Annotated in this window: 15 protein-coding genes and 3 rRNA genes; 8 read left to right on the top strand and 10 right to left on the bottom strand. The window is 56.1% G+C overall.

Annotation, left to right across the window (positions count from 1 at the left end):
• Positions 1-101: 101 nt before the first annotated feature.
• The 5 genes from ccoG (at position 102) to J8Z22_RS00170 (ending at position 9076) form a co-directional block, all read left to right on the top strand.
• The gene (gene ccoG, locus J8Z22_RS00150; RefSeq protein WP_028113215.1) at positions 102-1529 is read left to right on the top strand and encodes a cytochrome c oxidase accessory protein CcoG; all 1428 of its coding nucleotides are present in this window, start codon (positions 102-104) and stop codon (positions 1527-1529) included.
• A gap of 397 nt (positions 1530-1926) precedes the next feature.
• A 16S ribosomal RNA gene (locus J8Z22_RS00155) occupies positions 1927-3483 on the top strand.
• Positions 3484-3844: 361 nt separating this feature from the next.
• Positions 3845-6731, top strand: a 23S ribosomal RNA gene (locus J8Z22_RS00160).
• Between the two features lie 93 nt (positions 6732-6824).
• A 5S ribosomal RNA gene (rrf, locus tag J8Z22_RS00165) occupies positions 6825-6939 on the top strand.
• Together the 16S, 23S and 5S rRNA genes form the textbook arrangement of a ribosomal RNA operon.
• A 1030-nt stretch (positions 6940-7969) precedes the next feature.
• Entirely contained in the window at positions 7970-9076 is a 1107-nt protein-coding gene (locus tag J8Z22_RS00170; RefSeq protein ID WP_252008250.1) for an AraC family transcriptional regulator, read from the top strand.
• 3 nt (positions 9077-9079) lie between these two features.
• Here the strand turns inward: J8Z22_RS00170 and J8Z22_RS00175 are convergent, their stop codons facing one another.
• The 9 genes from J8Z22_RS00175 to glpK all read right to left on the bottom strand — a co-directional run bounded on the left by J8Z22_RS00175 (position 9080) and on the right by glpK (position 21614).
• Positions 9080-10231 (bottom strand): SO2930 family diheme c-type cytochrome, encoded by a 1152-nt coding sequence (locus J8Z22_RS00175; protein WP_252008252.1) that lies wholly within the window; start codon positions 10229-10231, stop codon positions 9080-9082.
• Between the two features lie 55 nt (positions 10232-10286).
• On the bottom strand, positions 10287-12917 hold the full coding sequence (locus J8Z22_RS00180) for an SO2930 family diheme c-type cytochrome (protein ID WP_252008254.1): 2631 nt from the start codon (positions 12915-12917) through the stop codon (positions 10287-10289).
• Between the two features lie 234 nt (positions 12918-13151).
• Positions 13152-14555: an o-succinylbenzoate--CoA ligase gene (gene menE, locus J8Z22_RS00185; protein WP_252008256.1), complete on the bottom strand. Its 1404-nt coding sequence runs from the start codon at positions 14553-14555 to the stop codon at positions 13152-13154.
• Entirely contained in the window at positions 14546-15493 is a 948-nt protein-coding gene (menC, locus tag J8Z22_RS00190) for an o-succinylbenzoate synthase (RefSeq protein ID WP_252008258.1), read from the bottom strand. Before menC ends, menE begins: the two co-directional genes overlap by 10 nt.
• A 7-nt stretch (positions 15494-15500) precedes the next feature.
• Positions 15501-16289: a 2-succinyl-6-hydroxy-2,4-cyclohexadiene-1-carboxylate synthase gene (gene menH, locus J8Z22_RS00195; RefSeq protein ID WP_252008261.1), complete on the bottom strand. Its 789-nt coding sequence runs from the start codon at positions 16287-16289 to the stop codon at positions 15501-15503.
• Positions 16273-17991, bottom strand: coding sequence for a 2-succinyl-5-enolpyruvyl-6-hydroxy-3-cyclohexene-1-carboxylic-acid synthase (menD, locus tag J8Z22_RS00200; RefSeq protein ID WP_252008263.1), 1719 nt, complete (start codon positions 17989-17991; stop codon positions 16273-16275). Before menD ends, menH begins: the two co-directional genes overlap by 17 nt.
• Positions 17988-19340 carry an isochorismate synthase MenF gene (locus J8Z22_RS00205; protein ID WP_028112536.1) on the bottom strand — a complete coding sequence of 451 codons (1353 nt, stop codon included), beginning with the start codon at positions 19338-19340 and terminating at the stop codon, positions 17988-17990. Before J8Z22_RS00205 ends, menD begins: the two co-directional genes overlap by 4 nt.
• A gap of 105 nt (positions 19341-19445) precedes the next feature.
• Entirely contained in the window at positions 19446-19889 is a 444-nt protein-coding gene (locus J8Z22_RS00210; RefSeq protein WP_156896975.1) for a hypothetical protein, read from the bottom strand.
• 225 nt (positions 19890-20114) lie between these two features.
• The gene (gene glpK / locus J8Z22_RS00215) at positions 20115-21614 is read right to left on the bottom strand and encodes a glycerol kinase GlpK (protein ID WP_252008265.1); all 1500 of its coding nucleotides are present in this window, start codon (positions 21612-21614) and stop codon (positions 20115-20117) included.
• A gap of 203 nt (positions 21615-21817) precedes the next feature.
• Between glpK and J8Z22_RS00220 the strand changes: the two genes are divergently transcribed.
• Both J8Z22_RS00220 and J8Z22_RS00225 read left to right on the top strand, forming a co-directional pair.
• Positions 21818-22075, top strand: coding sequence for a DUF3081 family protein (locus J8Z22_RS00220; protein ID WP_252008267.1), 258 nt, complete (start codon positions 21818-21820; stop codon positions 22073-22075).
• 177 nt (positions 22076-22252) lie between these two features.
• Complete coding sequence (locus tag J8Z22_RS00225; protein ID WP_028112539.1) at positions 22253-22501, top strand: YdcH family protein; 249 nt, start codon at positions 22253-22255, stop codon at positions 22499-22501.
• A 59-nt stretch (positions 22502-22560) separates the two neighbouring features.
• Here J8Z22_RS00225 and J8Z22_RS00230 read toward each other — a convergent pair whose 3' ends face one another.
• Positions 22561-22770 (bottom strand): dodecin, encoded by a 210-nt coding sequence (locus J8Z22_RS00230; protein WP_028112540.1) that lies wholly within the window; start codon positions 22768-22770, stop codon positions 22561-22563.
• Positions 22771-22886: 116 nt separating this feature from the next.
• Between J8Z22_RS00230 and J8Z22_RS00235 the strand changes: the two genes are divergently transcribed.
• Positions 22887-23222: a glutaredoxin family protein gene (locus J8Z22_RS00235; protein ID WP_051252579.1), complete on the top strand. Its 336-nt coding sequence runs from the start codon at positions 22887-22889 to the stop codon at positions 23220-23222.
• The last annotated feature ends 8 nt before the right edge of the window (positions 23223-23230 follow it).

Consider the following 23230-nt stretch of genomic DNA (forward strand, 5'->3'; position numbering starts at 1 on the left):
GATGACTTCCCTACCATAAAATTGATCCCGTTTGTGATTGTTTGTTAGCAATTACTGATATACTGCCCAGCGAGTTGTAAACATGGAAAGGTTTTGCAGTTATGACCCCTCGAAATAGCGGTGCGCAGGCTAAACCCATCAAGGTGCAAGCCGCGGATCCTCGCAAGCTCGATCGCTTCAATCCCCGTAATCGGATTTATGTCCGAAAGTCTTCAGGCCAATGGACCACCCTGCGACGAAAGATGGGCTGGGTGTTCATGCTGTTTTTCCTGTTGCTGCCCTGGATCCCTTGGGGAGACCGTCCTGCCGTATTGTTTGAGCTGGCGGAGCGCAAGTTCTATGTCTTCGGCCTGGTGATTTGGCCTCAGGATCTGCTGTTGCTGGCATTCCTGTTTATGATTGCTGCGTTTGCCCTGTTCTTCTTTACCACCTACCTGGGACGGGTGTGGTGTGGTTACACCTGCCCGCAAACCATCTGGACCTTTATGTTCATCTGGGTCGAGGAGAAGATTGAGGGGGCACGCAACAAGAGGATGAAGCTGGATAAGGCGCCCTGGAGTGTCGAGAAAGCCTGGAAGAAAACCGCCAAACATGGCAGTTGGCTGGCGATGTCCTTGTTGACCGCCCTCACCTTTATCTCCTTCTTTACGCCGGCTACGGAGCTGTACCCGAATTTCTTTACTGGCAACGCCAGTGGCAGCGTCTATTTCTGGGGCGCCTTCTTTACCCTGGCCACCTATGGCAATGCCGGTTGGATGCGAGAGATCATGTGCCTGCATATGTGCCCCTATGCCCGTTTTCAATCGGTGATGTTCGACAAGGACACCTACTCGGTGGGTTACAACGCCAGTCGCGGTGAGCAGCGTGGCCCCCGGGGCCGCAAGCAGAACCCGAAAGAGATGGGGCTGGGTGACTGCATTGACTGCAACCTGTGTGTGCAGGTGTGTCCCACCGGCATCGATATTCGTAATGGTCTTCAATATGAGTGCATTAACTGTGGTGTCTGTGTCGAGACCTGTGATGACGTGATGGTGAAGATGGGGTATGACAAGGGACTGATCAGCTACACCACCGAGCGGCAACTCGAGGGTGGAACCAGCAACGTAATGCGCCCGAAACTGGTGGGTTACGGCAGCGCCTTGCTGGTGATGTGTATCGCCTTTGTGGCCATGGTGGGTGCCATCAAGCCACTGGAGGTCGATGTGATTCGCGATCGCAATATGCTGTTCCGGGAAACGAATGAAGGGCTGATTGAAAACGTCTATACCCTGAAACTGCTGAATAAGAGTGAACTGCCGGTGGTATTTAATCTGGCGGTGACCGGTCTGGAGGAGTATCAATGGGGTGGCCCCCGAGAGGTGACCGTCGGTGGTGGTGAGGTGGCCAGCATTCCTGTGTCGGTCGCCATTGATCCTTACTACATTAAAGACCCGGTGACGGACATCGACTTTGTTGTGACCGCAGAAGTGGCTTTTGAAACTGTCTCGGATCATCAAAGCTCACGTTTCATCGGCACTGGCGGCCGGTAAATACACGAAAACTGTATAAAAACGGGCCTTGTGCCCGTTTTTTATTCGTATGGAATGTTTTTCTAAATTATCCCTTGCGAAACCAAATCCACTCCCTATAATGCCTTCCCTGTCGACGGGGCACAGCGGCTTACTTCGTTAAGCACTGAGCAACAATTCGACACTCGGAAAAGCCTTTGAAAATAACGCTTGACGGGGATTGAGGAAAGCGTAAGATACGCAGCCTCAGCAACGGGAACCACGGTTCGGTTGCAACGTTCTTTAACAATTAGTCAGACAATCTGTGTGGGCACTCGCGCAGGATTGATATCTCATATATCAATGTTGCACTGAGTGACTATAACAAGTTAATTCAGTAATTCATTGAGTCGAAGTTTTCGGACTTCAAAAAACTTTTTAATTGAAGAGTTTGATCATGGCTCAGATTGAACGCTGGCGGCAGGCCTAACACATGCAAGTCGAGCGGAAACGACAACAAAGATTCTTCGGATGATTTGTTGGGCGTCGAGCGGCGGACGGGTGAGTAATGCTTAGGAATTTGCCCAGTCGAGGGGGATAACCATTGGAAACGATGGCTAATACCGCATACGCCCTACGGGGGAAAGAGGGGGATGCTTCGGCACCTTTCGCGATTGGATAAGCCTAAGTGAGATTAGCTAGTTGGTGAGGTAAAGGCTCACCAAGGCGACGATCTCTAGCTGGTTTGAGAGGATGATCAGCCACACTGGAACTGAGACACGGTCCAGACTCCTACGGGAGGCAGCAGTGGGGAATATTGCACAATGGGCGCAAGCCTGATGCAGCCATGCCGCGTGTATGAAGAAGGCCTTCGGGTTGTAAAGTACTTTCAGCGAGGAGGAAAGGTTAGTAGTTAATACCTGCTAGCTGTGACGTTACTCGCAGAAGAAGCACCGGCTAACTCCGTGCCAGCAGCCGCGGTAATACGGAGGGTGCGAGCGTTAATCGGAATTACTGGGCGTAAAGCGCATGCAGGCGGTTGATTAAGCGAGATGTGAAAGCCCCGGGCTTAACCTGGGAACTGCATTTCGAACTGGTCAACTAGAGTCTTGTAGAGGGAGGTAGAATTTCAGGTGTAGCGGTGAAATGCGTAGAGATCTGAAGGAATACCAGTGGCGAAGGCGGCCTCCTGGACAAAGACTGACGCTCAGATGCGAAAGCGTGGGGAGCAAACAGGATTAGATACCCTGGTAGTCCACGCCGTAAACGATGTCTATTAGGAGTCTGTGCCCTTGAGGCGTGGGTTCCAAAGCTAACGCATTAAATAGACCGCCTGGGGAGTACGGCCGCAAGGTTAAAACTCAAATGAATTGACGGGGGCCCGCACAAGCGGTGGAGCATGTGGTTTAATTCGATGCAACGCGAAGAACCTTACCATCTCTTGACATCCACGGAAGCTTAGGGAGACCTGAGTGTGCCTTCGGGAACCGTGAGACAGGTGCTGCATGGCTGTCGTCAGCTCGTGTTGTGAAATGTTGGGTTAAGTCCCGCAACGAGCGCAACCCTTGTCCTTAGTTGCCAGCACGTAATGGTGGGAACTCTAGGGAGACTGCCGGTGATAAACCGGAGGAAGGTGGGGACGACGTCAAGTCATCATGGCCCTTACGAGATGGGCTACACACGTGCTACAATGGTCGGTACAAAGGGTTGCCAGCTAGCGATAGTGAGCCAATCCCATAAAGCCGGTCGTAGTCCGGATTGGAGTCTGCAACTCGACTCCATGAAGTCGGAATCGCTAGTAATCGTAGATCAGAATGCTACGGTGAATACGTTCCCGGGCCTTGTACACACCGCCCGTCACACCATGGGAGTGGGCTGCAAAAGAAGTGGGTAGTTTAACCGTTCGCGGAGGACGCTCACCACTTTGTGGTTCATGACTGGGGTGAAGTCGTAACAAGGTAGCCCTAGGGGAACCTGGGGCTGGATCACCTCCTTACGAAACAGATACGGTTTTGCGTTGAGTGTTCACACAGATTGTCTGAAATCATCCTAACGGATGATTTTGGCGTTTTTGCTTATGGCAAAAACTTGCTCTTTAACAATTTGGACAAGCTGATAAATTTCTCGAGATATTTGCAATTTTTGCAAGTGCCTTGAATATCTGGCGATAAATTAACGTATTGGTTGTTTAATCGATTAATACAAACTCAAAATCCGGTATTGCGCCGAGATTTGGTTTCCAGTTGAGAAGAAGCTTGAGCGAGCAAGGGAGTTAACGTCCGTTAATGACCGCCGCGAGCGAAAGGTTCGACGAAAAATGGGAAGCAAAGATCAAGCAAGACCCATTGGGGTTGTATGGTTAAGTGACTAAGCGTACACGGTGGATGCCTAGGCAGTCAGAGGCGATGAAGGACGTAGTAACTTGCGATAAGCGATGATTAGGCAGTAACAGCCACTTGAGTCATCGATTTCCGAATGGGGAAACCCGGCCACGTAAGTGGTCACTGTGCACTGAATACATAGGTGTATGGAGCGAACCAGGGGAACTGAAACATCTAAGTACCCTGAGGAAAAGAAATCAATTGAGATTCCCTAAGTAGCGGCGAGCGAACGGGGATTAGCCCTTAAGCGTAGAGGGTGTTAGTGGAACGGTCTGGAAAGTCCGGCGATACAGGGTGATAGCCCCGTACACGAAAACTAACTTTACGTGAAATCGAGTAGGACGGGACACGTGATATCTTGTCTGAACATGGGGGGACCATCCTCCAAGGCTAAATACTCCTGACTGACCGATAGTGAACCAGTACCGTGAGGGAAAGGCGAAAAGAACCCCTGTGAGGGGAGTGAAATAGAACCTGAAACCGTGTACGTACAAGCAGTGGGAGCCGACTTGTTCGGTGACTGCGTACCTTTTGTATAATGGGTCAGCGACTTACATTTTGTAGCGAGGTTAACCGCATAGGGGAGCCGTAGGGAAACCGAGTCTTAACTGGGCGAATGAGTTGCAAGGTGTAGACCCGAAACCCGGTGATCTATCCATGAGCAGGTTGAAGGTTGGGTAACACCAACTGGAGGACCGAACCCACTAATGTTGCAAAATTAGGGGATGACTTGTGGATAGGGGTGAAAGGCCAATCAAACCGGGAGATAGCTGGTTCTCCTCGAAAGCTATTTAGGTAGCGCCTCGTATCTCACCATTGGGGGTAGAGCACTGTTAAGGCTAGGGGGTCATCCCGACTTACCAACCCTTTGCAAACTCCGAATACCAATGAGTGCAATTACGGGAGACACACGGCGGGTGCTAACGTCCGTCGTGGAGAGGGAAACAACCCAGACCGCCAGCTAAGGTCCCAAAGTTCTAGTTAAGTGGGAAACGATGTGGAAAGGCTCAGACAGCCAGGATGTTGGCTTAGAAGCAGCCATCATTTAAAGAAAGCGTAATAGCTCACTGGTCGAGTCGGTCTGCGCGGAAGATGTAACGGGGCTAAACTAGACACCGAAGCTGCGGATGCACACTTGTGTGCATGGTAGAGGAGCGTTCTGTAAGCGGTTGAAGGTGTGTCGAGAGGCATGCTGGACGTATCAGAAGTGCGAATGCTGACATGAGTAACGTTAAAGCGGGTGAAAAACCCGCTCGCCGGAAGACCAAGGGTTCCTGTCCAACGTTAATCGGGGCAGGGTGAGTCGACCCCTAAGGCGAGGCCGAAAGGCGTAGTCGATGGGAAACGGGTTAATATTCCCGTACTTCTTCTTACTGCGATGGAGTGACGGAGAAGGCTAGGCCAGCGCACTATCGGATGTGCGTTTAAGGTTGTAGGCTGTGTGTTTAGGCAAATCCGGACACACATTAGGCTGAGAGCTGATGACGAGGTGCTACGGCACTGAAGTGGTTGATGCCATGCTTCCAGGAAAAACTTCTAAGCTTCAGGTAAGAAGGAATCGTACCCCAAACCAACACTGGTGGTCAGGTAGAGAATACCAAGGCGCTTGAGAGAACTCGGGTGAAGGAACTAGGCAAAATGGTACCGTAACTTCGGGAGAAGGTACGCCGCTGACGGTGATGGACTTGCTCCTAAGCTGTTGGCGGTCGCAGATACCAGGTGGCTGCAACTGTTTATCAAAAACACAGCACTGTGCAAACTCGTAAGAGGACGTATACGGTGTGACGCCTGCCCGGTGCCGGAAGGTTAATTGATGGGGTTATTCTTCGGAAGAAGCTCTTGATCGAAGCCCCGGTAAACGGCGGCCGTAACTATAACGGTCCTAAGGTAGCGAAATTCCTTGTCGGGTAAGTTCCGACCTGCACGAATGGCGTAATGATGGCCACGCTGTCTCCACCCGAGACTCAGTGAAATTGAAATTGCGGTGAAGATGCCGTATACCCGCGGCTAGACGGAAAGACCCCGTGAACCTTTACTACAGCTTGGCACTGAACATTGACCCTACATGTGTAGGATAGGTGGGAGGCTTTGAAACCATGTCGCTAGATGTGGTGGAGCCGACCTTGAAATACCACCCTTGTAGTGTTGATGTTCTAACTTAGGCCCCTGAATCGGGGTTGAGGACAGTGCCTGGTGGGTAGTTTGACTGGGGCGGTCTCCTCCCAAAGAGTAACGGAGGAGCACGAAGGTTGGCTAAGTATGGTCGGACATCATACGGTTAGTGCAATGGCATAAGCCAGCTTAACTGCGAGACAGACACGTCGAGCAGGTACGAAAGTAGGTCATAGTGATCCGGTGGTTCTGCATGGAAGGGCCATCGCTCAACGGATAAAAGGTACTCCGGGGATAACAGGCTGATACCGCCCAAGAGTTCATATCGACGGCGGTGTTTGGCACCTCGATGTCGGCTCATCACATCCTGGGGCTGAAGTCGGTCCCAAGGGTATGGCTGTTCGCCATTTAAAGTGGTACGCGAGCTGGGTTCAGAACGTCGTGAGACAGTTCGGTCCCTATCTGCCGTGGGCGTTTGAGAATTGAGAGGAGCTGCTCCTAGTACGAGAGGACCGGAGTGGACGAACCTCTGGTGTTCCGGTTGTCACGCCAGTGGCATTGCCGGGTAGCTAAGTTCGGAATCGATAACCGCTGAAAGCATCTAAGCGGGAAGCGAGCCTCAAGATGAGTTCTCACTGGGACTTTAAGTCCCCTGAAGGGCCGTGGAAGACTACCACGTTGATAGGCAAGGTGTGTAAGCGTTGTGAGGCGTTGAGCTAACTTGTACTAATGACCCGTGAGGCTTAACCATACAACACCCAATGGGTTTTGATATCCCAGATAGTTAAGCGCTTGCAAGAATGCAAACGAGAAAATCAGCTTGTGCGAATTGATACAGTTTTTGTCTGACGACAATAGCGCTGTGGCCCCACCTGATCCCATGCCGAACTCAGAAGTGAAACACAGTAGCGCCGATGGTAGTGTGGGAGTTCCCATGTGAGAGTAGGTCATCGTCAGGCGCCAAATCCAAGAAAGCCCGTCGCTAACGCGACGGGCTTTTTTCGTTTCTAATCCGCTGCTGGCAACCATCCCTGGTGATCCCTCCTGTCGCCGTCCCTAGCTCCACCTTCCTCGGCTGCGATGCTGCGCATCGGTCCTAGCTCGCCCCTCGGCGCGATGGCAGGGTGGCGGTGTTGGAGAGAGTCCATGTGAGACTTGGTCATCGTCAGGCTCCCATTAAGAGAAAAGCCCGTTCCGAAAGGAACGGGCTTTTTTCGTTTTTATGGTTTTAAAAGCCACTGGGTACCCGCGTGCGCGGGCACGACGGAGGGTCGTAGTTGACGCTTTGCGAACTTGATGCAGATGGCGACCACTAACCCTGCTGCCCGCACAACTCTTCAACCGTGTCGCCCTTGCGAACGCGAGGGGCCAGTGTCTTTGATTTGAGTACGGTGAATGAAAGCCACTGGGTACCCGCGTTCGCGGGCACGACGGGGTCGTAGTTGACGCTTTGCGAACTTGATGCAGATGGCGACCACTAACCCTGCCGCCCGCACAACTCTTCAACCGTGTCGCCCTTGCGAACGCGAGGGCCCAGTGTCTTGGTTTTGAGAACGGTGAATGAAAGCCACTGGGTACCCGCGTGCGCGGGCACGACGGAAGGATGGTTGAGTTTGGTGTGGTAACGATCAGCATCGAGCTCTACCGATACCTCAATCACTGCTCAGTTAGCACCACTCCTCCCCATTAGCACCGTCGTCCTTGCGAACGCGAGGGGCCAGTGTCTTTGGTTGTGGTTGGGTGAAATGAAAAGCCACTGGATTCTCGCCTGCGCAAGAATGACGAAAGGCAAAGCCGCTGGGTACCCACTTACGCTGCTGCATGGCGACTGGATTCTTTACTGCTTCACTGCTTAGCACTTCGAATCGGCGCAATACTAACGCCATGGTCTGGCGATTGATTCAGATTCAATGACGCTCAATTCACTGCTGCATGCATTATAAATACTGCTTTACTCCCAAATGAATCTCAGTTAAAAATGTACTCCTTATGGTGAGTTTTTGTGCAACGGATCACGTTAGAGAGGGCGAAGAAGGTAAAGCGATTGAGCGCTTTATCTGCTCGCACCCGACTCTCTATGGCGACCAACTTTATCCTGCTTTTGATCTGCGATTGCTGCATCAATACATTGAGCAGCAGCTTGGCTGTGCTTGGGCACAGCGGCTGCTGGATGCCATTGGTATTACCGCGACCGAGCTGTCTGTACGTCAATTTGTGCTGGCATGGCAAGTACTTAAAGCCATGGCGTTGGCCAGTGAATGGTTGCCGGGTTCGTTGGCGGGTTTTCATTTTGGCGCCACCTTTCGACCTGAGCATCTGCAGGGATTGCAGCGGCCTTTAGCGGGCTGTGAGACCTTGGGGCAAGTGTATGAGTTGGTACGCAGTAACCCTAACCTGGTGGGCAGCTTTACTGACAACATCGAGACTCTGTCGGCTCGAGTGATGGAAGTCAGATCGGTGAATGTCAGCAACATCGATACTGACACCATGACCTTTTTGTTTCAGCAGGGGCTGAGTTCGATGCTGAGTGTGGCTCGAATGCTGACGAATCGCCCTATCCCGCTGCTTGGAGTCTTTATGGGATGCCCCGGCCCGAATCGTGCCGAGCACCTGGCCCTGGAACGCGCTCTGGGGTGTCGCATCGAGTTCGGGGCCGATTTTTTTGGCTGGCGCCTGGACACCGCAATTCTGAGTTACCCCATTACCTGGCATCCCTCCGCCAGGGGGTTGGCCAGTGATGAGGTGGCCGACGATGAAACCGACTCGTTGATCAATGACATTCTGGAACTGTTGCTGCCTTGCAACTACGGATTTCCAACGCTGGAGCAGGTGGCCGAAGCGCTGCAGCTGTCGAGCCGGACATTGAGGCGTCGCCTGTCTGCCATTGGTACCTCCTACCAGAAGATACTCAATCAGGTTCGCTGCCAGTTGGCCATTGATCGATTTCAGGCCGGAGAGCGCTGCATCGATACCATTGCCGAACAGTTGGGCTTTAATGAAACCTGTAACTTCCGCCATGCCTTTAAGCGCTGGACCGGTAAGGCGCCCGGCGAGTTTATGACCGGGCTGCCAGTTCATCGCACAACCCTCTCCTGACGTTTATCCGCAACTGCCCAATGACGCTGGCAGGCTGTCTATCCATTGTCGAATCAGGGCTATCGCCTCGGTATGAGCCAGGCTTCGACCCACCATCGGCATTTTGTCTTTAGGCTCGGTTAGTTCCATTCGGTAAGGCAGGATGGAGTCCAGGCCATTGCCTGGCAGCAGATCGTAGTCCAACCCTCGGGGACCACCGTCCCAGCCTGGTGGCTGTTTGCAGATGCCATAACTGCTCTGGGTGTGATCCTCATAAAATCCCAGCCTCAGTCCTGAAATGCTGGCGTGGCCTTGCTTCTGATGGCAGTGGGCACAGTTGATGTCCAGATAGCCTTTGACTCTCTGAGTCAGGTCGGCGTTGCTGTCCAGCAGAGCCGGTGCTCGCGCGATGGTATTGGCGGCTGGCAGGCCGGCAAGCAGTCCGCTTTGTTGCCAGCGCAGTAGCTGTGAGCTTTGCTGTTCAGGGACATTAAGTAGATGGGCTTTGAGTCCGATGGGGCTGATGCGACTGCTGCCGTCGTCATCAATGAGCTGGTGGCACAACTTGCATTCCACCCGGCTGGGAATTTGATAGAGGAAATTCAGAGTCTGTTCATTGTGCGTCATGGTATGGGCCACGGCGGCGCCACTGCTGATCAGCCTGGCCTGGCCCTGCTGCCATTGATACGGCAGGGTGGTCCAGCCGGTGGCGCGGTGGATCAGCAGCCGGGTTTCTATCAGTACCTGGTTCTCGGCGCCGGTAAGACTGCTGTCAAAGGGCAGGGCGAAGGTCTTCACCAGTACGCTGCCGACAGGAAGATCGAAGGCGCTTTGAGGCTGGTATTGAATCTGCTGCCCCTGAGGCAGAAACAGAAACCGGTATTTAGAGGCGTAATCGGAGAACAGCTGTGTGGTCAACCGGTATGCTTGCCCCGGGGGCGTCGGCGCCTGAGTCGGGATGGCAGAATCCACAAACAGGCCGTAGTCCTCAAGGTGAGGGCAATCGCTGTTCATCAGTGCTGGCCAATTGACGGTGCCAGCACTGCCTTGATCGCAGGGCGAGGCACTGACCGGCGGGTCTGGTTGTGGTGCTGGCGTTACGTCGGGGGCATTGCCGCTGCCACCGCCACAACCCAGTAGTAGAGCAGCCAATAGGATACAGAATAGAAATGTCATGGAGGCGATCCTGAGTGTGAAGGGGCGGAGCCGGGGGCCCGGCTCCGCACAGAGGTTAATTACTGCAGTCGCGCTCCGGAAGGCGGCTGATCCACTCGTGGATCAGTGCCACGCCCTCCTGGTGAATCAAGGCCCGGCCAATCTCCGGCATGCGGTCACCAGGCTCATCGCTGTCCATGCGATAGTGAAGGATTGATTCCTCTGGTTTGCCGGGGACCACGTCGTAACCCAGGTTGCCGCCGCCATAGGCAATGGGTTGCTTACAGGTACCGTGTGAGTAGCCGTTGTCCTCGTCGTAGGCGCGCCAGTATTCCAACTTCAGACCGGTGTTGGAGGCATTCCCCTCGGGGCGATGGCAGTGGGCGCAGTTGATGTCCAGATAGCCCTTAGCCAAGGCCATTACCTGGTCGTCACTCAGAGCAGACAACTGGTCACTCATGCTGTCATCGAAGGCGGGTACTGAGGTGATGCTACTCAGGTCATCCGGTACGCCGGACAGAATGCCATGGCTGACCCACTTACTCAGTTGGTTGGCGTTGCCGTCGGCATAGGCATAGGTCTGATTGAGAAAACGCGCCTTGGGGCCGATGGGGGCGAACTTGAATTGCCCCTGGTCGTTCTCAAGCTGGTGACATTGCTTACACTCGGCAATGTTGGGCACCTTGTAATTGAAGTTATGGCTTTCGCCATTGTGCACCAGGGTCTGAGCGGAGTTGTTGCCTGGCTTGGCCAGCACGGCATCGGTTTTATCGGCGTTCCAGACGAAAGGCAGGGCCGTCCAGCCGGTGGCGCGGTGGATTAGCAGGCGGGTCTCAATCAGGGTTTCGTTGGCCAACCCTCGGATGCTGGTGTCCGCCGGCAGGGCAAAGGTCTTCACCAGTACCGAACCGACCGGGAACTTGAACGATTCCTGGGCACTGAAACTGGCCTTTTCTCCTTCGGGGACGAAGACGTAACGATACTTGGAGGCGTAGTCGGTGAACAATGGGCTGTTGAGGTCGTAGGGTAATCCGGAACCATTGGTGCTGCCGGCCGGGTTGGTGGCATCGGCAAACAGGTTGTACTCTGACAGCTGGCTGCAGTTGGCTCCCAACAGCGCGTCCCAGTTGACGTTGTCGGAGTCGGCAACACACAAACTCAGATCGCCGTCGCCCACCAGACCGCCATCGCCGTTGCCACTGTCGTCGTCGTCGGCAATGACGTTGCCACCGTCGCAGCCAGCGACATTGTCATCAATGCCACAGCCGAAGATCTCACCATTAAAGGTGACGGTGTGAACCGGCAAACTGGTTTGCTCACAGTTCATCAGGTTGGCCTGCTCCGCCTCGAACAATACAGCCGGGGCATTGGGGTTCTGGCCATCGTACAGCTGGCCATAACTGGCACCGGTGTTATTGGCGGCACAGACGTTGTCACTGCCGTCGCTGGCGAAGGGAAGTTCGCCCAGGTTGTAGCCCTGTGGCCCGGCGGCGCCGCTGTTGGCCATGGCTTCACCGAGGCCATCGTAGAGGATGGCCGGGAAGGCGCCGTGATAACCCATGTAGGCGGCGATGATGTCGGTGATTAGGTAGCCATTGGGGTTGGCGCCGGCGTTGCTGATGGTGTTGTCATGCACATAGGCATTGCGGGGCACGGCGCGCCAGCCGTCGGCAATGGGTTGGCCCGGTTGGCCGTAGTTCTGTACGAAGCTGTTGAGATCCGGTTCGGCGATGAAGAAGCTCGACAGGGTGATGGCCATGGTGTCGTGGTCGCTGATGTCGTTATTGAAGATCTCGACATCGTCGGTGGACAACACAATGATACCGGTCCCCGGTGGCACAATGTGTACCCCGGCCGGGTTGGCGCTGGCATTGGCAAAATTCTCGGTGTTGTTACGGTAGACTTTGTTGTTGAACACCCGCACGCTGGAGCCATAGTGCTGATTGCCGATCGGCAGATCAAACACCAGGATGCCGCCGGTGTTGTCGAAGGCCTCGTTGTTATAGACGTCGGCGTATTTGGAGTTTTCGATCTCGATGCCGGCGACGTTCAGTTCGGCGATGTTGTTGCGCACAACGATGTACTCAGACTGGCCGACATAGATGCCGGCGTCGGCGCTGCCTCGAACGTAGGTGTCTTCAATCAGAATGTTGCGACATTCGACCGGGTAGAGGCCATAGGCACCATTGTCTGGCCCGACGTCGCCGTGCCAGATGGTGGCCAGGTCCCTGAGAATGATGCCGTTGGTGTTCTTCAATTTGATGCCGTTGTTCTTGGCTTCGTTGACCGATAGATCGCTGATGGTGATGTCCAGGGCATTCTGCACAAACACGCCATCACCGGAGTCGGCGTCGCTGAAATCGAGAATGGTCTTATCGCGACCATAGCCCATGATGGTGACGTTCTTGGCAAAATTGCCATCGCCGTCGACATCGCCGTCAAATTGCAGGGTTGAGGTGATGCTGAACTCCCCCTCTGGTAGCACGATGACGCTGTCGCTGCTGGCGTTAATAAAGGCATTCTGAATGCGTTGAGTCAGATTCTCTCCGGCTTCAACAAACACCGCGCCTTCAGGAAACTCCGGCCCTGCAGGTGGATCCGGTTGCTCTACCACTACGGGGTCATCATCGCTGCCGCAGCCTCCCAATCCCATCATCAATGCTGTGGCCAGCATGGCCGGTTTCAGCCAAAGGTGCTTCTGCCCCATCGTAACGCTCCTCATTGTTACATTGTTGTTATGAGTAACTAGATTCGAACGTCCGTTTACCAAAGGCAATGTGCGATCTGGCCATCGATGACTCAGGCGGCCCTGAAACTGGGGAGATTTTTAGGCTGAATTATTTCCTTAGGGAACACAAACTGTGGCGATTTAAGGTCTATTCGCAGGATTGTCTTGCAGAGTTCGATCTTAACAACATTTGTCGGTGTCCTGATTTTTCTCTTAATCCCGATCGGTTTTGATCAGCCCACAGGCTTTGGCAACCGATTGGCGGCTGATTTTGAGGCCATACTGGGTTAGGTCGGATGGCCAGGAGAGGTAACGTCGGGGCCGCTTAAAACGAGCCAGTCTTGGTGCCAGGAAGTGCTCCAGCTCTGAGGCGGACGGCAGGGCTTCCCGGCACTGTAAGACGGCCACCGGAAGGCACCCAAACTCCGGGTTGGACTCGGGAAAGACCAGTGCGTCCTGAATCTCTGGATGTTGCTTCAGTGCTGCCTCAATCTCTTCTGGCTGCACGTTTTCACCACCGCAGATGAACATGTTATCGGCTCGGCCCAGGATCTCCAGTTGCCCCTGAGACCAGCGGCCGCGATCTTTAGTGTGAAACCAGCCGTCGTCGTCAAACGGGGTCTGCAGTTGCCCCTGGTGGTAGTACCCCAGAAAACGGGTGGCGCCCCGAACCTCGATGATCCCCTCACGAAGCCGCAGCTGGCGCTGTGGCAGTAGCTGGCCGGACAGGCCTTGATCATTGGCCGGTCCGGTGGTGACCTGAGAGGCCATTTCGGTCAGTCCGTAGCTGGTGAAGGCCAGAACCGGGTGGGCATCGAGTTGGCTCAGCAGTGAGGCTGGCATTGGCCCCCCACCGAGCAGTAGCACTTTCAACCCGGCCATCAGCGAGCGGCAGTCGTCGGCGTTGAGCATTCTTGCCAGCTGAGTGGCCACCAGTGACAGGTGAGTCACCGGTTGCTCCCTGAGGGTGTCGAGTAAATCCCGCTGCCGCGGCAGTACCAGTGTGGCCCCGGCACTCAGGCAACGAAACACAATCGCCAGTCCGCCAATATGGAACATCGGCAGTGAGGCCAGCCAGCGGTCGCCCGCTTGCAAGGGGATGCACTGTGCCGATCCGGTTGCTGAGGCCAGGTGGTTGGCCAGGGAATGCATGGCTGCCTTGGGGAATCCAGAAGAGCCCGAGGTCAGGATCAGGCTCACCGGCGCCTGATCGTCGCTGAGTGGCGACGACTCTGGGGCGGTGATGGTGCCGGTGTCTGGCAGAGTCAGTGCGGACACCTTGCCAACCGGTTTTCCTTCAGTGGTCCAAACGAATCGGGCATCGATCTGTTGCAGCAGTTGTTGCAGTTGTTGTTCTGGAAACCGGGGAGACAGGGGGGCAAATACGGCGCCCAGACGAATGCAGGCCAGTTGCAGCAGAATTAGGCTCAGGCTGGTGTTGTCGATGGCGGCCAGGTGGCTGCCACGGTTAACCCCCTGCGACTTGAGGCTGGCTTCGACCTGAGAGACCCGTTGATGCAAGGTGCGGTAATTGATGGCCGTACCGGCGTGATCAATGGCGATTCGGTCAGGGAAGCGGGCGGCACCGGTTGCCGCCAGGCAGGGGATTATGGCCATAGCGGCGTCAACTGTTGCAGAGACAGGCAGGGCGTGTCGGATCGCTGCGGTAGCAGCAGGTCCTGCTGCAGTGCGTCCAGGGTGTCGATGCCCGGGGCCTGATCCGGGGTTAACTCAGCGGCCAGTTGACCGATGGCGGTCAGGCCGACGTTGGTTTCAAAACTGGAAGAGAGTGTGACTTGGACGCCGTCCAGTTCCGCCTGTTCAACCAACCGTTGCAGGGTGGCGATGTCGCCAATCAAGGTCGGTTTCAGTACCAGGGCTTTGACGCCGGCGATGAATTGGTAATGGTAATCCGGTTGCTGCGTGGTTTCATCCAGGGCCAGCGGCAGCCCGAATTGGCTCACTAGGCGCAGGTTGTCGTCGAGGCTGGCGGTGGGTTCCTCGATGTAATCCACCCGATCCAACGGGATGGCGGCGATGAAGTCCTCGGCTTGCTCTCGGCTCCAGCGTTGGTTGGCGTCGAGACGGAAGCGGCAATTGGGGTTGGCCGCCAGTAATTGGTAGATCAGTCGGACCTCTTGCTCAACCGGGCGTCGAGCCACCTTCAGCTTGAGGGTGGCTGCGCCAGTGGCGGCGGCCACAATCTGTTCATCGTTGCCGGTGAGCAGCGGGTATGGGGAGCTGACTCGCCTCGGACGGGGTTGCTGCAGCTGCCATAGGGCGCAACTGACGCCGAATCGAACCGATGCCAGTGTGGCGCCATCGTCCAGTACGCCGCTTTGACACAGTGCCGGTAACAGCGCCAGCGTCTGCTGCTGGGCCTGCTCCAGGGTTTCGGTGGAAAATTGTGGCAAGGGGGCAATCTCACCCAGCCCGGTTCGGCCATCGGCTTGCAGTTGCAGGATCAGGCCTTCACGGCGGTTCAGGGTCTGCCCTTTGAAGTCGATGGCAGAGTGGAACGGAATGGCGTAGCGATGCAAACTCGCGCTGATCATGGCGGTCCTAATGACGGTAACGGGTCAGGATGGTGTTGATTGTATCAAGAAAAGCGTCGTGGTTGGCGGCGTGGACATTGTGCCCGCCTGGCATGGGGTGCAGTTCGGTAATCCAGCCCTGTTGCAGCAACTGCTGCCCGAGGGAGAGGAACTTCGCATCCTGCTGGCCGCAGAGGTAGTGCACTGGCAACGACAGAGACGCCAGCAGTGGCCGAAGATCTTGCTGATGCCCCAGGCTGGTGCTCAGATAACAGGCGCCCAGGTTGGGGCCATGGTTATGGCTGCGGGCTTGAATCATGGTGGTTCGGGCGGAGGCGCTCAAGCTGGCGAATACCGGTTGTTGGTACCAGTGCATGAGAAAGTCCTGGATGGGCGCCTGGGTCAGGCGGCGGTGCCAGCGGCCATCGGCCTGGAGTCGCTGCTGGCGCGCTTCGGTGCACGTCAGCCCGGGGTGGGCGGACTCGAGTAGCAGGCTAAGCAGCTTCTGTGGGCAGTGCTGGGCCAGGTGCAGGGCAACCCGGCCTCCCAGAGAGTACCCCAGCAGATGGTAGCGATGGACGCCGAGCCGGTTCAGACTGGCCTCGATGGCCCGACACAATGGCAGGAACCCGGGGACCTCGGTCAGGGCGCAGTCACGGCTGCGCCCGTGACCAGGCAGATCTAAGGTAATGCAGTAATAGTGCTGGGCCAGGTCGGCAATCAGTGGCAGCCAATCTTCTCCGCTGCCGAGGAAGCCGTGCAGCAGCACCAGCGCCGGATTATCGGGGCTACCGTGGCATTCAGTGTGCAGCTGCATCTTGAACCTGAGTGGCCAGATCCATCAGCAGTTGCGCCGATTGTTCCGAAGGCAGCGTGAGTTCAATCAGGCTGGCGCCGGGGTGTTGCAGTGCCAGTCGCAGTGCCTTATCGAAGTGCTCGAGGCTGTCCGGATTGCTGTAGGGCAGGCCGAACTGGGTGGCTGCCCCCGCAAACTGCAGGCCGTGCCCCAGGCGATAGTAATCCCGACGCAGGGTGTCATTGGGGACAGGCAACAGATTGAAGATGCTGCCACCGTCGTTGTTGATGGCGATGATCACCATCGGGGTCGAGCAATCCCGGGCAACCGCCAATGAGTTGAGATCGTGCAGCAGCGACAGATCGCCGATGGCCAGAACGGTCGGTTTGCCAGTACCACGACTGACGCCGACCGAGGTAGCCAACAGGCCATCAATGCCAGAAGCGCCTCGATTGGTGAACACCGGAGCACTGTCGGCTCGTGGGGCGGCCAGGGTGTCAAACAGCCGAACCGGCAGGCTGTTGCCGATGAACAGCTGCCCCTCTGGCGGCATGACCTGGCTCAGGTGACGTATGGCCGACAGCTCGGTCAGTGGACCGCTCTGGTGCAGGCTGGCGATCAGAGAATCGATTCGGGCGTTGGTGTGCGACAATTGCGGACACCAGGGCGCCTGCGGAGTTTGCGGCCAGGGCTGATTGAGCAGTGCCTGAAGGCTGCCCACAAACACCTGCTTGGGTTTGTGATTGGGATCCAGCCGCTGTGGGTGCGACAGCCAATGCCAATGTTGTCGCCACGGTTGAGCATCGATGAAGCTGAGCAGTCGCTTGGACAAGGTTCTGGCACCAACCACCAGCAGGTGGTCGGCTTCGGCCAGTTGCTGACGGCAATCGGGGCGGTGCAGCAGCTGATCGATGTGATGGATGACGCCAGGAGCCTGCCTTAGCTGCGACTGGCAATCTGCCAGCAGCGGCCACCCCAGCGTCTTCGACAGGGTCAACAGCAGTTGCGGATCCATCTCGGGCGCCAGGGTACCGGCTACGATCACCCCTTTACCCTTGGCAAAATCGCGGCATTGTTGTGGATTTGGCAATGCCTGTTGGCTCAAGTTGGCCAGTGGGCTCCAAGGGGCATCGTTTTGCAGCCACTGGCGAATCGGCGCCAGATAGTCACTGAAATCGCTGCGTTCGGCTTGCGGGTACAGGGGCTCCCGGAACATGCAGTTGACGTGGATGGGGCCATCACTGGTGCCGACAGCATGATCAAGCTGGCTCAGCAGAGCCTGAGGGCCGATGGCCAAGTCCGGGGTAGGCAGATCCACCCGGGTACAGTATTCGGCAAAAATGCCGGGCTGAATGATCGCCTGGTTGGCGCCGCAGCCGATCAATTCTGGAGGTCGATCACCGGTCAGCAGGATCAGTGGCACCTTGGTCAGGCTGGCTTCGATAATGGCCGGGTACAGATTGGCCAGGGCGGTGCCCGAAGTGGTGATGACGGCCACCGGAGTCGCGCTGGATTTGGCCAGGCCCATGGCCATGAAGGCCAGGCCCCGCTCGTCGAAATGGGTGTGGCGGGTTAGCTTGGGGTGCTCGGCTGCGGCCAGCGTCAGGGGGGTGGAACGTGACCCAGGGGCCAGGCAGATGTGTTGAACCCCAAGGCGATGCAACTCTTCCAGCAGCAGTTTCGACCACAGTAGGTTCAGGTCGGCGAGGGTATTGTTGTTCATAGGCCGTTTAAAATTCCCATAACGGTGGCCAGTTTATTTTCCAGTTCTTGCCATTCGGCACTGGGATCGGAATCGGCGACGATGCCGGCTCCGGCAAATAGGTTGATCTGGTTATCGATAAACAGGGCGCTGCGCAGCGCCACGGAAAACTCGCTACCCAGACAGTTAAAGTAGCCGCAGGCACCGGCGTACCAGCCGCGGTTGAAGCCTTCACGTTGGCGAATGAAGGTCATGGCGTTTTCCCGCGGTAACCCGCCCACCGCCGGTGTGGGGTGCAGTGCCTGCAACAACTGCAGGTCGTTTACACCGGTTTTGACTTCCGCCTTGATCGTACGGTGCAGGTGTTGGATGTGGTTCAGTTTTAAAATGGAGGGGCTTTCCTCGGTGCCGACGTAATCGCACAGAGGTTGCAGTTGCTTCTCGATCAACACCCTGACCAGCTGATTTTCGTGTTGGTTCTTGTCATCGTCCAACAGTGCCTGAGCCAGGGCATCGTCCTCTTCCGGGGTAAAGCCTCGCACCGTGGTGCCGGCCAGAGCCTCGGTACTGAGCTCCTGCTGGCGCCGTTGGAACAGCCGCTCTGGTGAACAACTGATAAAAGTGGCGGTCGGCGTCAGCTGAAACCCGTACTGGTAACTGTTGGGGTTGAGTCGCTGCCAGGCGTGCAGGACGGTCCAGGGGTTGGGTTGGTGACTGAGTTGCAATTGGCTTTGCCGAGCCAATACCACCTTGGGGGTGTCGGCGATGAAGTCGGGTTCGGTGACCTGAGTCACCAACTCATGCCAGCGTGCTTCGCCGGGGGTGTCCTGGCGGGACAGGATGTGCCCCGGAGCCAGGGGCGGCAGTGGCTGAATGCGGCACAGGCGCTGCAGACAGTCGTTGGCGTCGCTGAGTTCGTCCAGCCAGCAGTCGGGTTCCCCCTTGAGGTTCAACAGCAACTGGGAGGATTGATCCGTTTGGCGAATTTCCAGCCGCGGCAGAACAAAGGTGGCCTGGCCAAAGGCGGACCACTCGGGCTGTTTGGTATCGAACGCCACCCCGCCATACCAGCGGACACCGGACAGGTTGTGGCTGCAGGCGGTCTGATAGAACTGGCTCAGTTGCTGCTGAGGTTGTTCATCAATGCGAACGCATTGGCACTGGCCCAGTGCTGCTACCTGTTCGCCCTGACTTCGTTGTCGCCAGTAGATTTGCGGCCACTGATTCTGGGCTGCCAACCAGGGCAGCAACAGGGTGGCGTCGATGGTTTCGGTTATCTGAACAACGGCGTGTTCAGGCTGCACATGGGCAAGCTGAGCCAGCCGGGTCTGCATGCGACCGATGGCTGTCGGTAGTGATAGCTTCTCCATCGCAGGGACTCCGAGGGCAAATGGGATTGGTTAACTTGCTGAAAGTAAGATTCGAAGCAGTTTGCTGTCAAGTATCAGCGCGCATTGCGTGATCCAGTCGGCTAACTAATGATCAATTAGTATTGCAGCTCCAATAATGGATGCCAAGCTGGCTGATAAATCTTGTGCGCCTAATTTACCAAGAAACAGGAAGTTCCACACTATTTTGCACAGGGAGTAGACCGCCATTAGCACCAGACCGGAGCGAGTTTGCTGTTGCCAGAACAGCAGCAACAGAGAGGTGATTAAAGTGGTAATCAGCAGTAACACCAGGGTTTGACTGTTGCGACTCTGCTGCAGGAACAGTCGGCTTTCAAAGGCCATGACCTCCGGCAATCGGGTGCGGCGGTGCAGGTGCGGCTGCAGCAGGCCCAGATAGATAAGCAGTGAACAGGCAAACAGCACCATCAGCAGTGGGCGCTGCTGATGGGCACAGACACAGGCCAGCATCAACAGGCTTGGCCGTAATACCAGGCACAGCAATGGGCAGGAGGTTTGTTTTTGGTTCATGGCTATAACAACAGCGGAACGGCAACAACAGGAGGATCTTGTTGTACTCCCTCTGCTGGCGGAGATCCCGTTTAGCGTCACTTTATTGGTAAAAAACGTGAGGTTAACAAGGGTTGTAACTGGGGGTTGTTGCCGAAGTAATCCGCTCGTTGCAGAAAAAACCGCCGCAAGGCGGCAATGTAACCAAATGGTGTCCTGGTTACATTGCGGTTGCGAGTTGAACGGTTAACCCAATGAGGACCAGTGCTGGCAACTGGCCACGGCCCGCTGCCAACCGCGGGTCAGGTTGTGTCTCTGCTCGTCGTCCATGCGATTGTGGAACACTCGGGGTTTGCAGATTTGCTGTGACAGGCCGTCGATGTCACTCCAGAAGCCACAACTTAATCCCGCCAGGTAGGCCGCCCCGGCCGCGGTGGTCTCGGTATTGGCTGGCCGAACCACATCGGCATTGAGAATGTCGGCCTGAAACTGCATCAGAAAGTCATTGGCAGTGGCGCCGCCATCGACTCGAAGCTGCGACAATGGTACACCGGCGTCCTGCTCCATGGCTGTGAGGATGTCCATGGATTGGTAGGCGATGGATTCCAGGGTAGCCCGGACGATGTGATGGCGGTTGCTGCCGCGGGTTAGGCCCACCAGAGTGCCGCGGGCAAAGGGATCCCAGTAAGGAGCGCCCAGGCCGGTGAAGGCCGGTACCAGGTAAGTGCCTTGGGTATCGTCCACCTCCTTGGCCAGTGATTCGGTTTCGGCGGCGGTACGGATCAGCCCCAGTTCATCTCTGAGCCATTGGATGCTGGCTCCGCCCATGAAGACCGATCCCTCCAGGGCGTAGTTGACCTGACCGGGAAAGTTGCAGGCCAGGGTGGTCAGCAGGCCGTGGTTGGAGGAGACCGGCGTCTGGCCGGTGTGCATCAGCAGGAAACAGCCGGTGCCGTAGGTGTTTTTCGCCATGCCGGAGTGATGACAGAATTGGCCAAACAATGCCGCCTGCTGATCACCGGCGACGCCGCTGATGGCCACACAGGCGTTCCCCAGCTGAGCCTGACCGTAGTCGTCGCCACTGGCTTTTACATCTGGCATCAATGAAGCCGGAATATCAAAGGCCTGTAGCAATTCCTCATCCCACTGCTGCGTGTGGATGTTGTACAACATGGTGCGGCTGGCATTGGTGGCATCGGTGGCGTGCACCTTGCCTTGGGTCAGGTTCCAGATCAGCCAGGTATCAACGGTGCCAAAGGCTAATTGTCCTTTCTCTGCCCGCTCGCGGACGCCATCGACGTTGTCCAGAATCCAGCGAATCTTGGTGGCAGAAAAGTAGGGATCCAGCACCAGTCCGGTTTTGGCGCGAACCTCGGTCTCCAACCCTTGCAGTTTCAGTTGAGTACAGAGCTCGGCAGTACGACGACATTGCCAGACGATGGCGTTGTAGACCGGCTGCCCGGTTTGCCGATCCCAGATAATGGTGGTTTCCCTCTGGTTGGTAATGCCGATGGCCGCTACCTGTTGATGGTTGATCCGGCATTTTGCCAGCAGTTCGGTGAGGGTGGCCCGTTGGCTGGCCCAGATTTCGATGGGGTCGTGCTCAACCCACCCCGGCTGGGGGTAGTGTTGCTGAAACTCGCGCTGGGCGGTACCGATGGCGTCGCCCTGTTGATCGAACAGCAGCGCTCGGCTGGAAGTGGTGCCCTGATCCAGAGCGACGATGTATTGGCTAGAGTCGGACATAATTCAATGGCTTAATTGATGATTTATCCATAGTAGCCAGCTGGTCTCAAGAGTGCCAGAGTTCGACCGAAGCTCGCCACCCGGTAGGCTGATGCCTAAGCCGGATCACCGCGTTCGGGATCCGGTTCGGTTGTCGATACGTAGGACTGCAGACAGGCTGGGTAACGGCCTGCCAACCATGTTCCTCATCGAGGGAGAGCGTGATGCGCAACAGTCTTAATTGTCGCACCCTGCTGAGGGTGCACCAGCGAGTGGTGGATCGAGGGCAGTGGTGTGACGGCCGCTACGGCTATCTGGGGCTGTGGGCCTGGAGCGACTTTGATGGCTACACGGCATTTCTGGGGAATGACGATGTGACCCTGAGCGTGTTTTTTCACAACCGCTATCAGTTTGATTACCCAGATTCGGCGGCCTTGGCGCAGTTTCTGGCGGCGGTGGAGTGGGTGGCGGAATTACAATGAGGCTCAAGGCATTGCTGCCCCGGGCTCAGGGGCTGGCGGAGGCAGATCCCAGCGTCAGCAGCTGCCAATGTGAAATAAAAATGAAGCAACTTCATAACGGATAATTTACTGATCTGTATCAAGCAAACTGCCGTCGGAGCGGAGCAGAATGGAGTTAACCACAAGGAGGAATGCGTGATGATAATCCAAGACCATAGCCTGGTTAACGAGTTTCCCGCCCACGTTGAGTTGATCCAGGAGCTCAATCTGTCAGACGACAATTTCCATCAGCTTTATAACCAGTACCACGAACTCGATCGCGAAGTCCGGCGCATCGAAGAGGGGCTGGAAAACACCACCGACGAAGTGCTTGAAGGGATGAAGCTGAAGCGTCTGAACCTGAAAGATCAGTTATTTGAGAGGCTGAAACAGGCCCAAGCCGTCTAAAGAGTCCATTGTTGTTGCAGGGCAGGCTGAGGCTCAGCCTGCTTTGTGTGTCAGCGGGTTCACTCCTCCAGAGTAAAGCCGACCTTCAGAGTGACCTGCCAATAGGCCACCTTGCCATTCTCTACCTGTCCCCGCATCTCGGTTACTTCAAACCAGCGCAGATTGGCGATGGTCTGATGGGCCCGGGCAATGGCGTTGTTGATGGCGTCTTGCATGCTTTCCGATGAGGAGCCCACCAGCTCCAGCTTCTTGTAGGTATGGTTAGACATAGAAGGCTCTCCGAGATCAGGAAAACTGAGTATAGGCAAGGAGAGGCGAACTTGTGCTTTGCTGTCGTTGTCCATAGGATTCAGGAAGGCAACCAGTAACGGGAAACTGAAAATCGATGGGACGATTTCTGTTTGTGATGGCGCTGATAACCGGCGTGTTGGGGTTTGCGGTGTACCAATTGGGCGCCGGAGGTCGATTGGCGGCGGAGTTAAATCGGTCTCACGATGCCGAGGTGATTCTGTACAGTGCCAGTTGGTGTTCCGCCTGCGCCGCAACCCGCCAGTTTCTGACTCAGTCTGGTCAACCGTTTGTTGAGCTGGACATGGAGGACGATCCGGCGGCGGCGCGTGAATTTGCTCAATTCGGCGGCCACGGCATTCCACTGGTGCTGGTGAAAGGCAGTGTCGTTCGCGGTCACCAGCCTGCCGAGTTAACTCGGTTGTTGCGTTGATGGCGGGG

Source organism: Ferrimonas sp. SCSIO 43195, from assembly GCF_023716685.1.
In the GTDB taxonomy this organism is placed as follows: domain Bacteria; phylum Pseudomonadota; class Gammaproteobacteria; order Enterobacterales; family Shewanellaceae; genus Ferrimonas; species Ferrimonas kyonanensis.

Excerpts from the sequence above, each read along its gene's own strand:
- menH (WP_252008261.1), bottom strand. The coding sequence starts at position 16,289 with ATGCAGCTGCACACTGAATGCCACGGTAGCCCCGATAATCCGGCGCTG.
- J8Z22_RS00235 (WP_051252579.1), top strand. The coding sequence starts at position 22,887 with ATGGGACGATTTCTGTTTGTGATGGCGCTGATAACCGGCGTGTTGGGG.
- glpK (WP_252008265.1), bottom strand. The coding sequence starts at position 21,614 with ATGTCCGACTCTAGCCAATACATCGTCGCTCTGGATCAGGGCACCACT.
- J8Z22_RS00210 (WP_156896975.1), bottom strand. The coding sequence starts at position 19,889 with ATGAACCAAAAACAAACCTCCTGCCCATTGCTGTGCCTGGTATTACGG.
- J8Z22_RS00205 (WP_028112536.1), bottom strand. The coding sequence starts at position 19,340 with ATGGAGAAGCTATCACTACCGACAGCCATCGGTCGCATGCAGACCCGG.
- J8Z22_RS00175 (WP_252008252.1), bottom strand. The coding sequence starts at position 10,231 with ATGACATTTCTATTCTGTATCCTATTGGCTGCTCTACTACTGGGTTGT.
- J8Z22_RS00225 (WP_028112539.1), top strand. The coding sequence starts at position 22,253 with ATGATAATCCAAGACCATAGCCTGGTTAACGAGTTTCCCGCCCACGTT.
- J8Z22_RS00180 (WP_252008254.1), bottom strand. The coding sequence starts at position 12,917 with ATGGGGCAGAAGCACCTTTGGCTGAAACCGGCCATGCTGGCCACAGCA.
- menE (WP_252008256.1), bottom strand. The coding sequence starts at position 14,555 with ATGGCCATAATCCCCTGCCTGGCGGCAACCGGTGCCGCCCGCTTCCCT.
- ccoG (WP_028113215.1), top strand. The coding sequence starts at position 102 with ATGACCCCTCGAAATAGCGGTGCGCAGGCTAAACCCATCAAGGTGCAA.
- J8Z22_RS00170 (WP_252008250.1), top strand. The coding sequence starts at position 7,970 with ATGGTGAGTTTTTGTGCAACGGATCACGTTAGAGAGGGCGAAGAAGGT.
- J8Z22_RS00230 (WP_028112540.1), bottom strand. The coding sequence starts at position 22,770 with ATGTCTAACCATACCTACAAGAAGCTGGAGCTGGTGGGCTCCTCATCG.
- menD (WP_252008263.1), bottom strand. The coding sequence starts at position 17,991 with ATGAACAACAATACCCTCGCCGACCTGAACCTACTGTGGTCGAAACTG.
- menC (WP_252008258.1), bottom strand. The coding sequence starts at position 15,493 with ATGATCAGCGCGAGTTTGCATCGCTACGCCATTCCGTTCCACTCTGCC.
- J8Z22_RS00220 (WP_252008267.1), top strand. The coding sequence starts at position 21,818 with ATGCGCAACAGTCTTAATTGTCGCACCCTGCTGAGGGTGCACCAGCGA.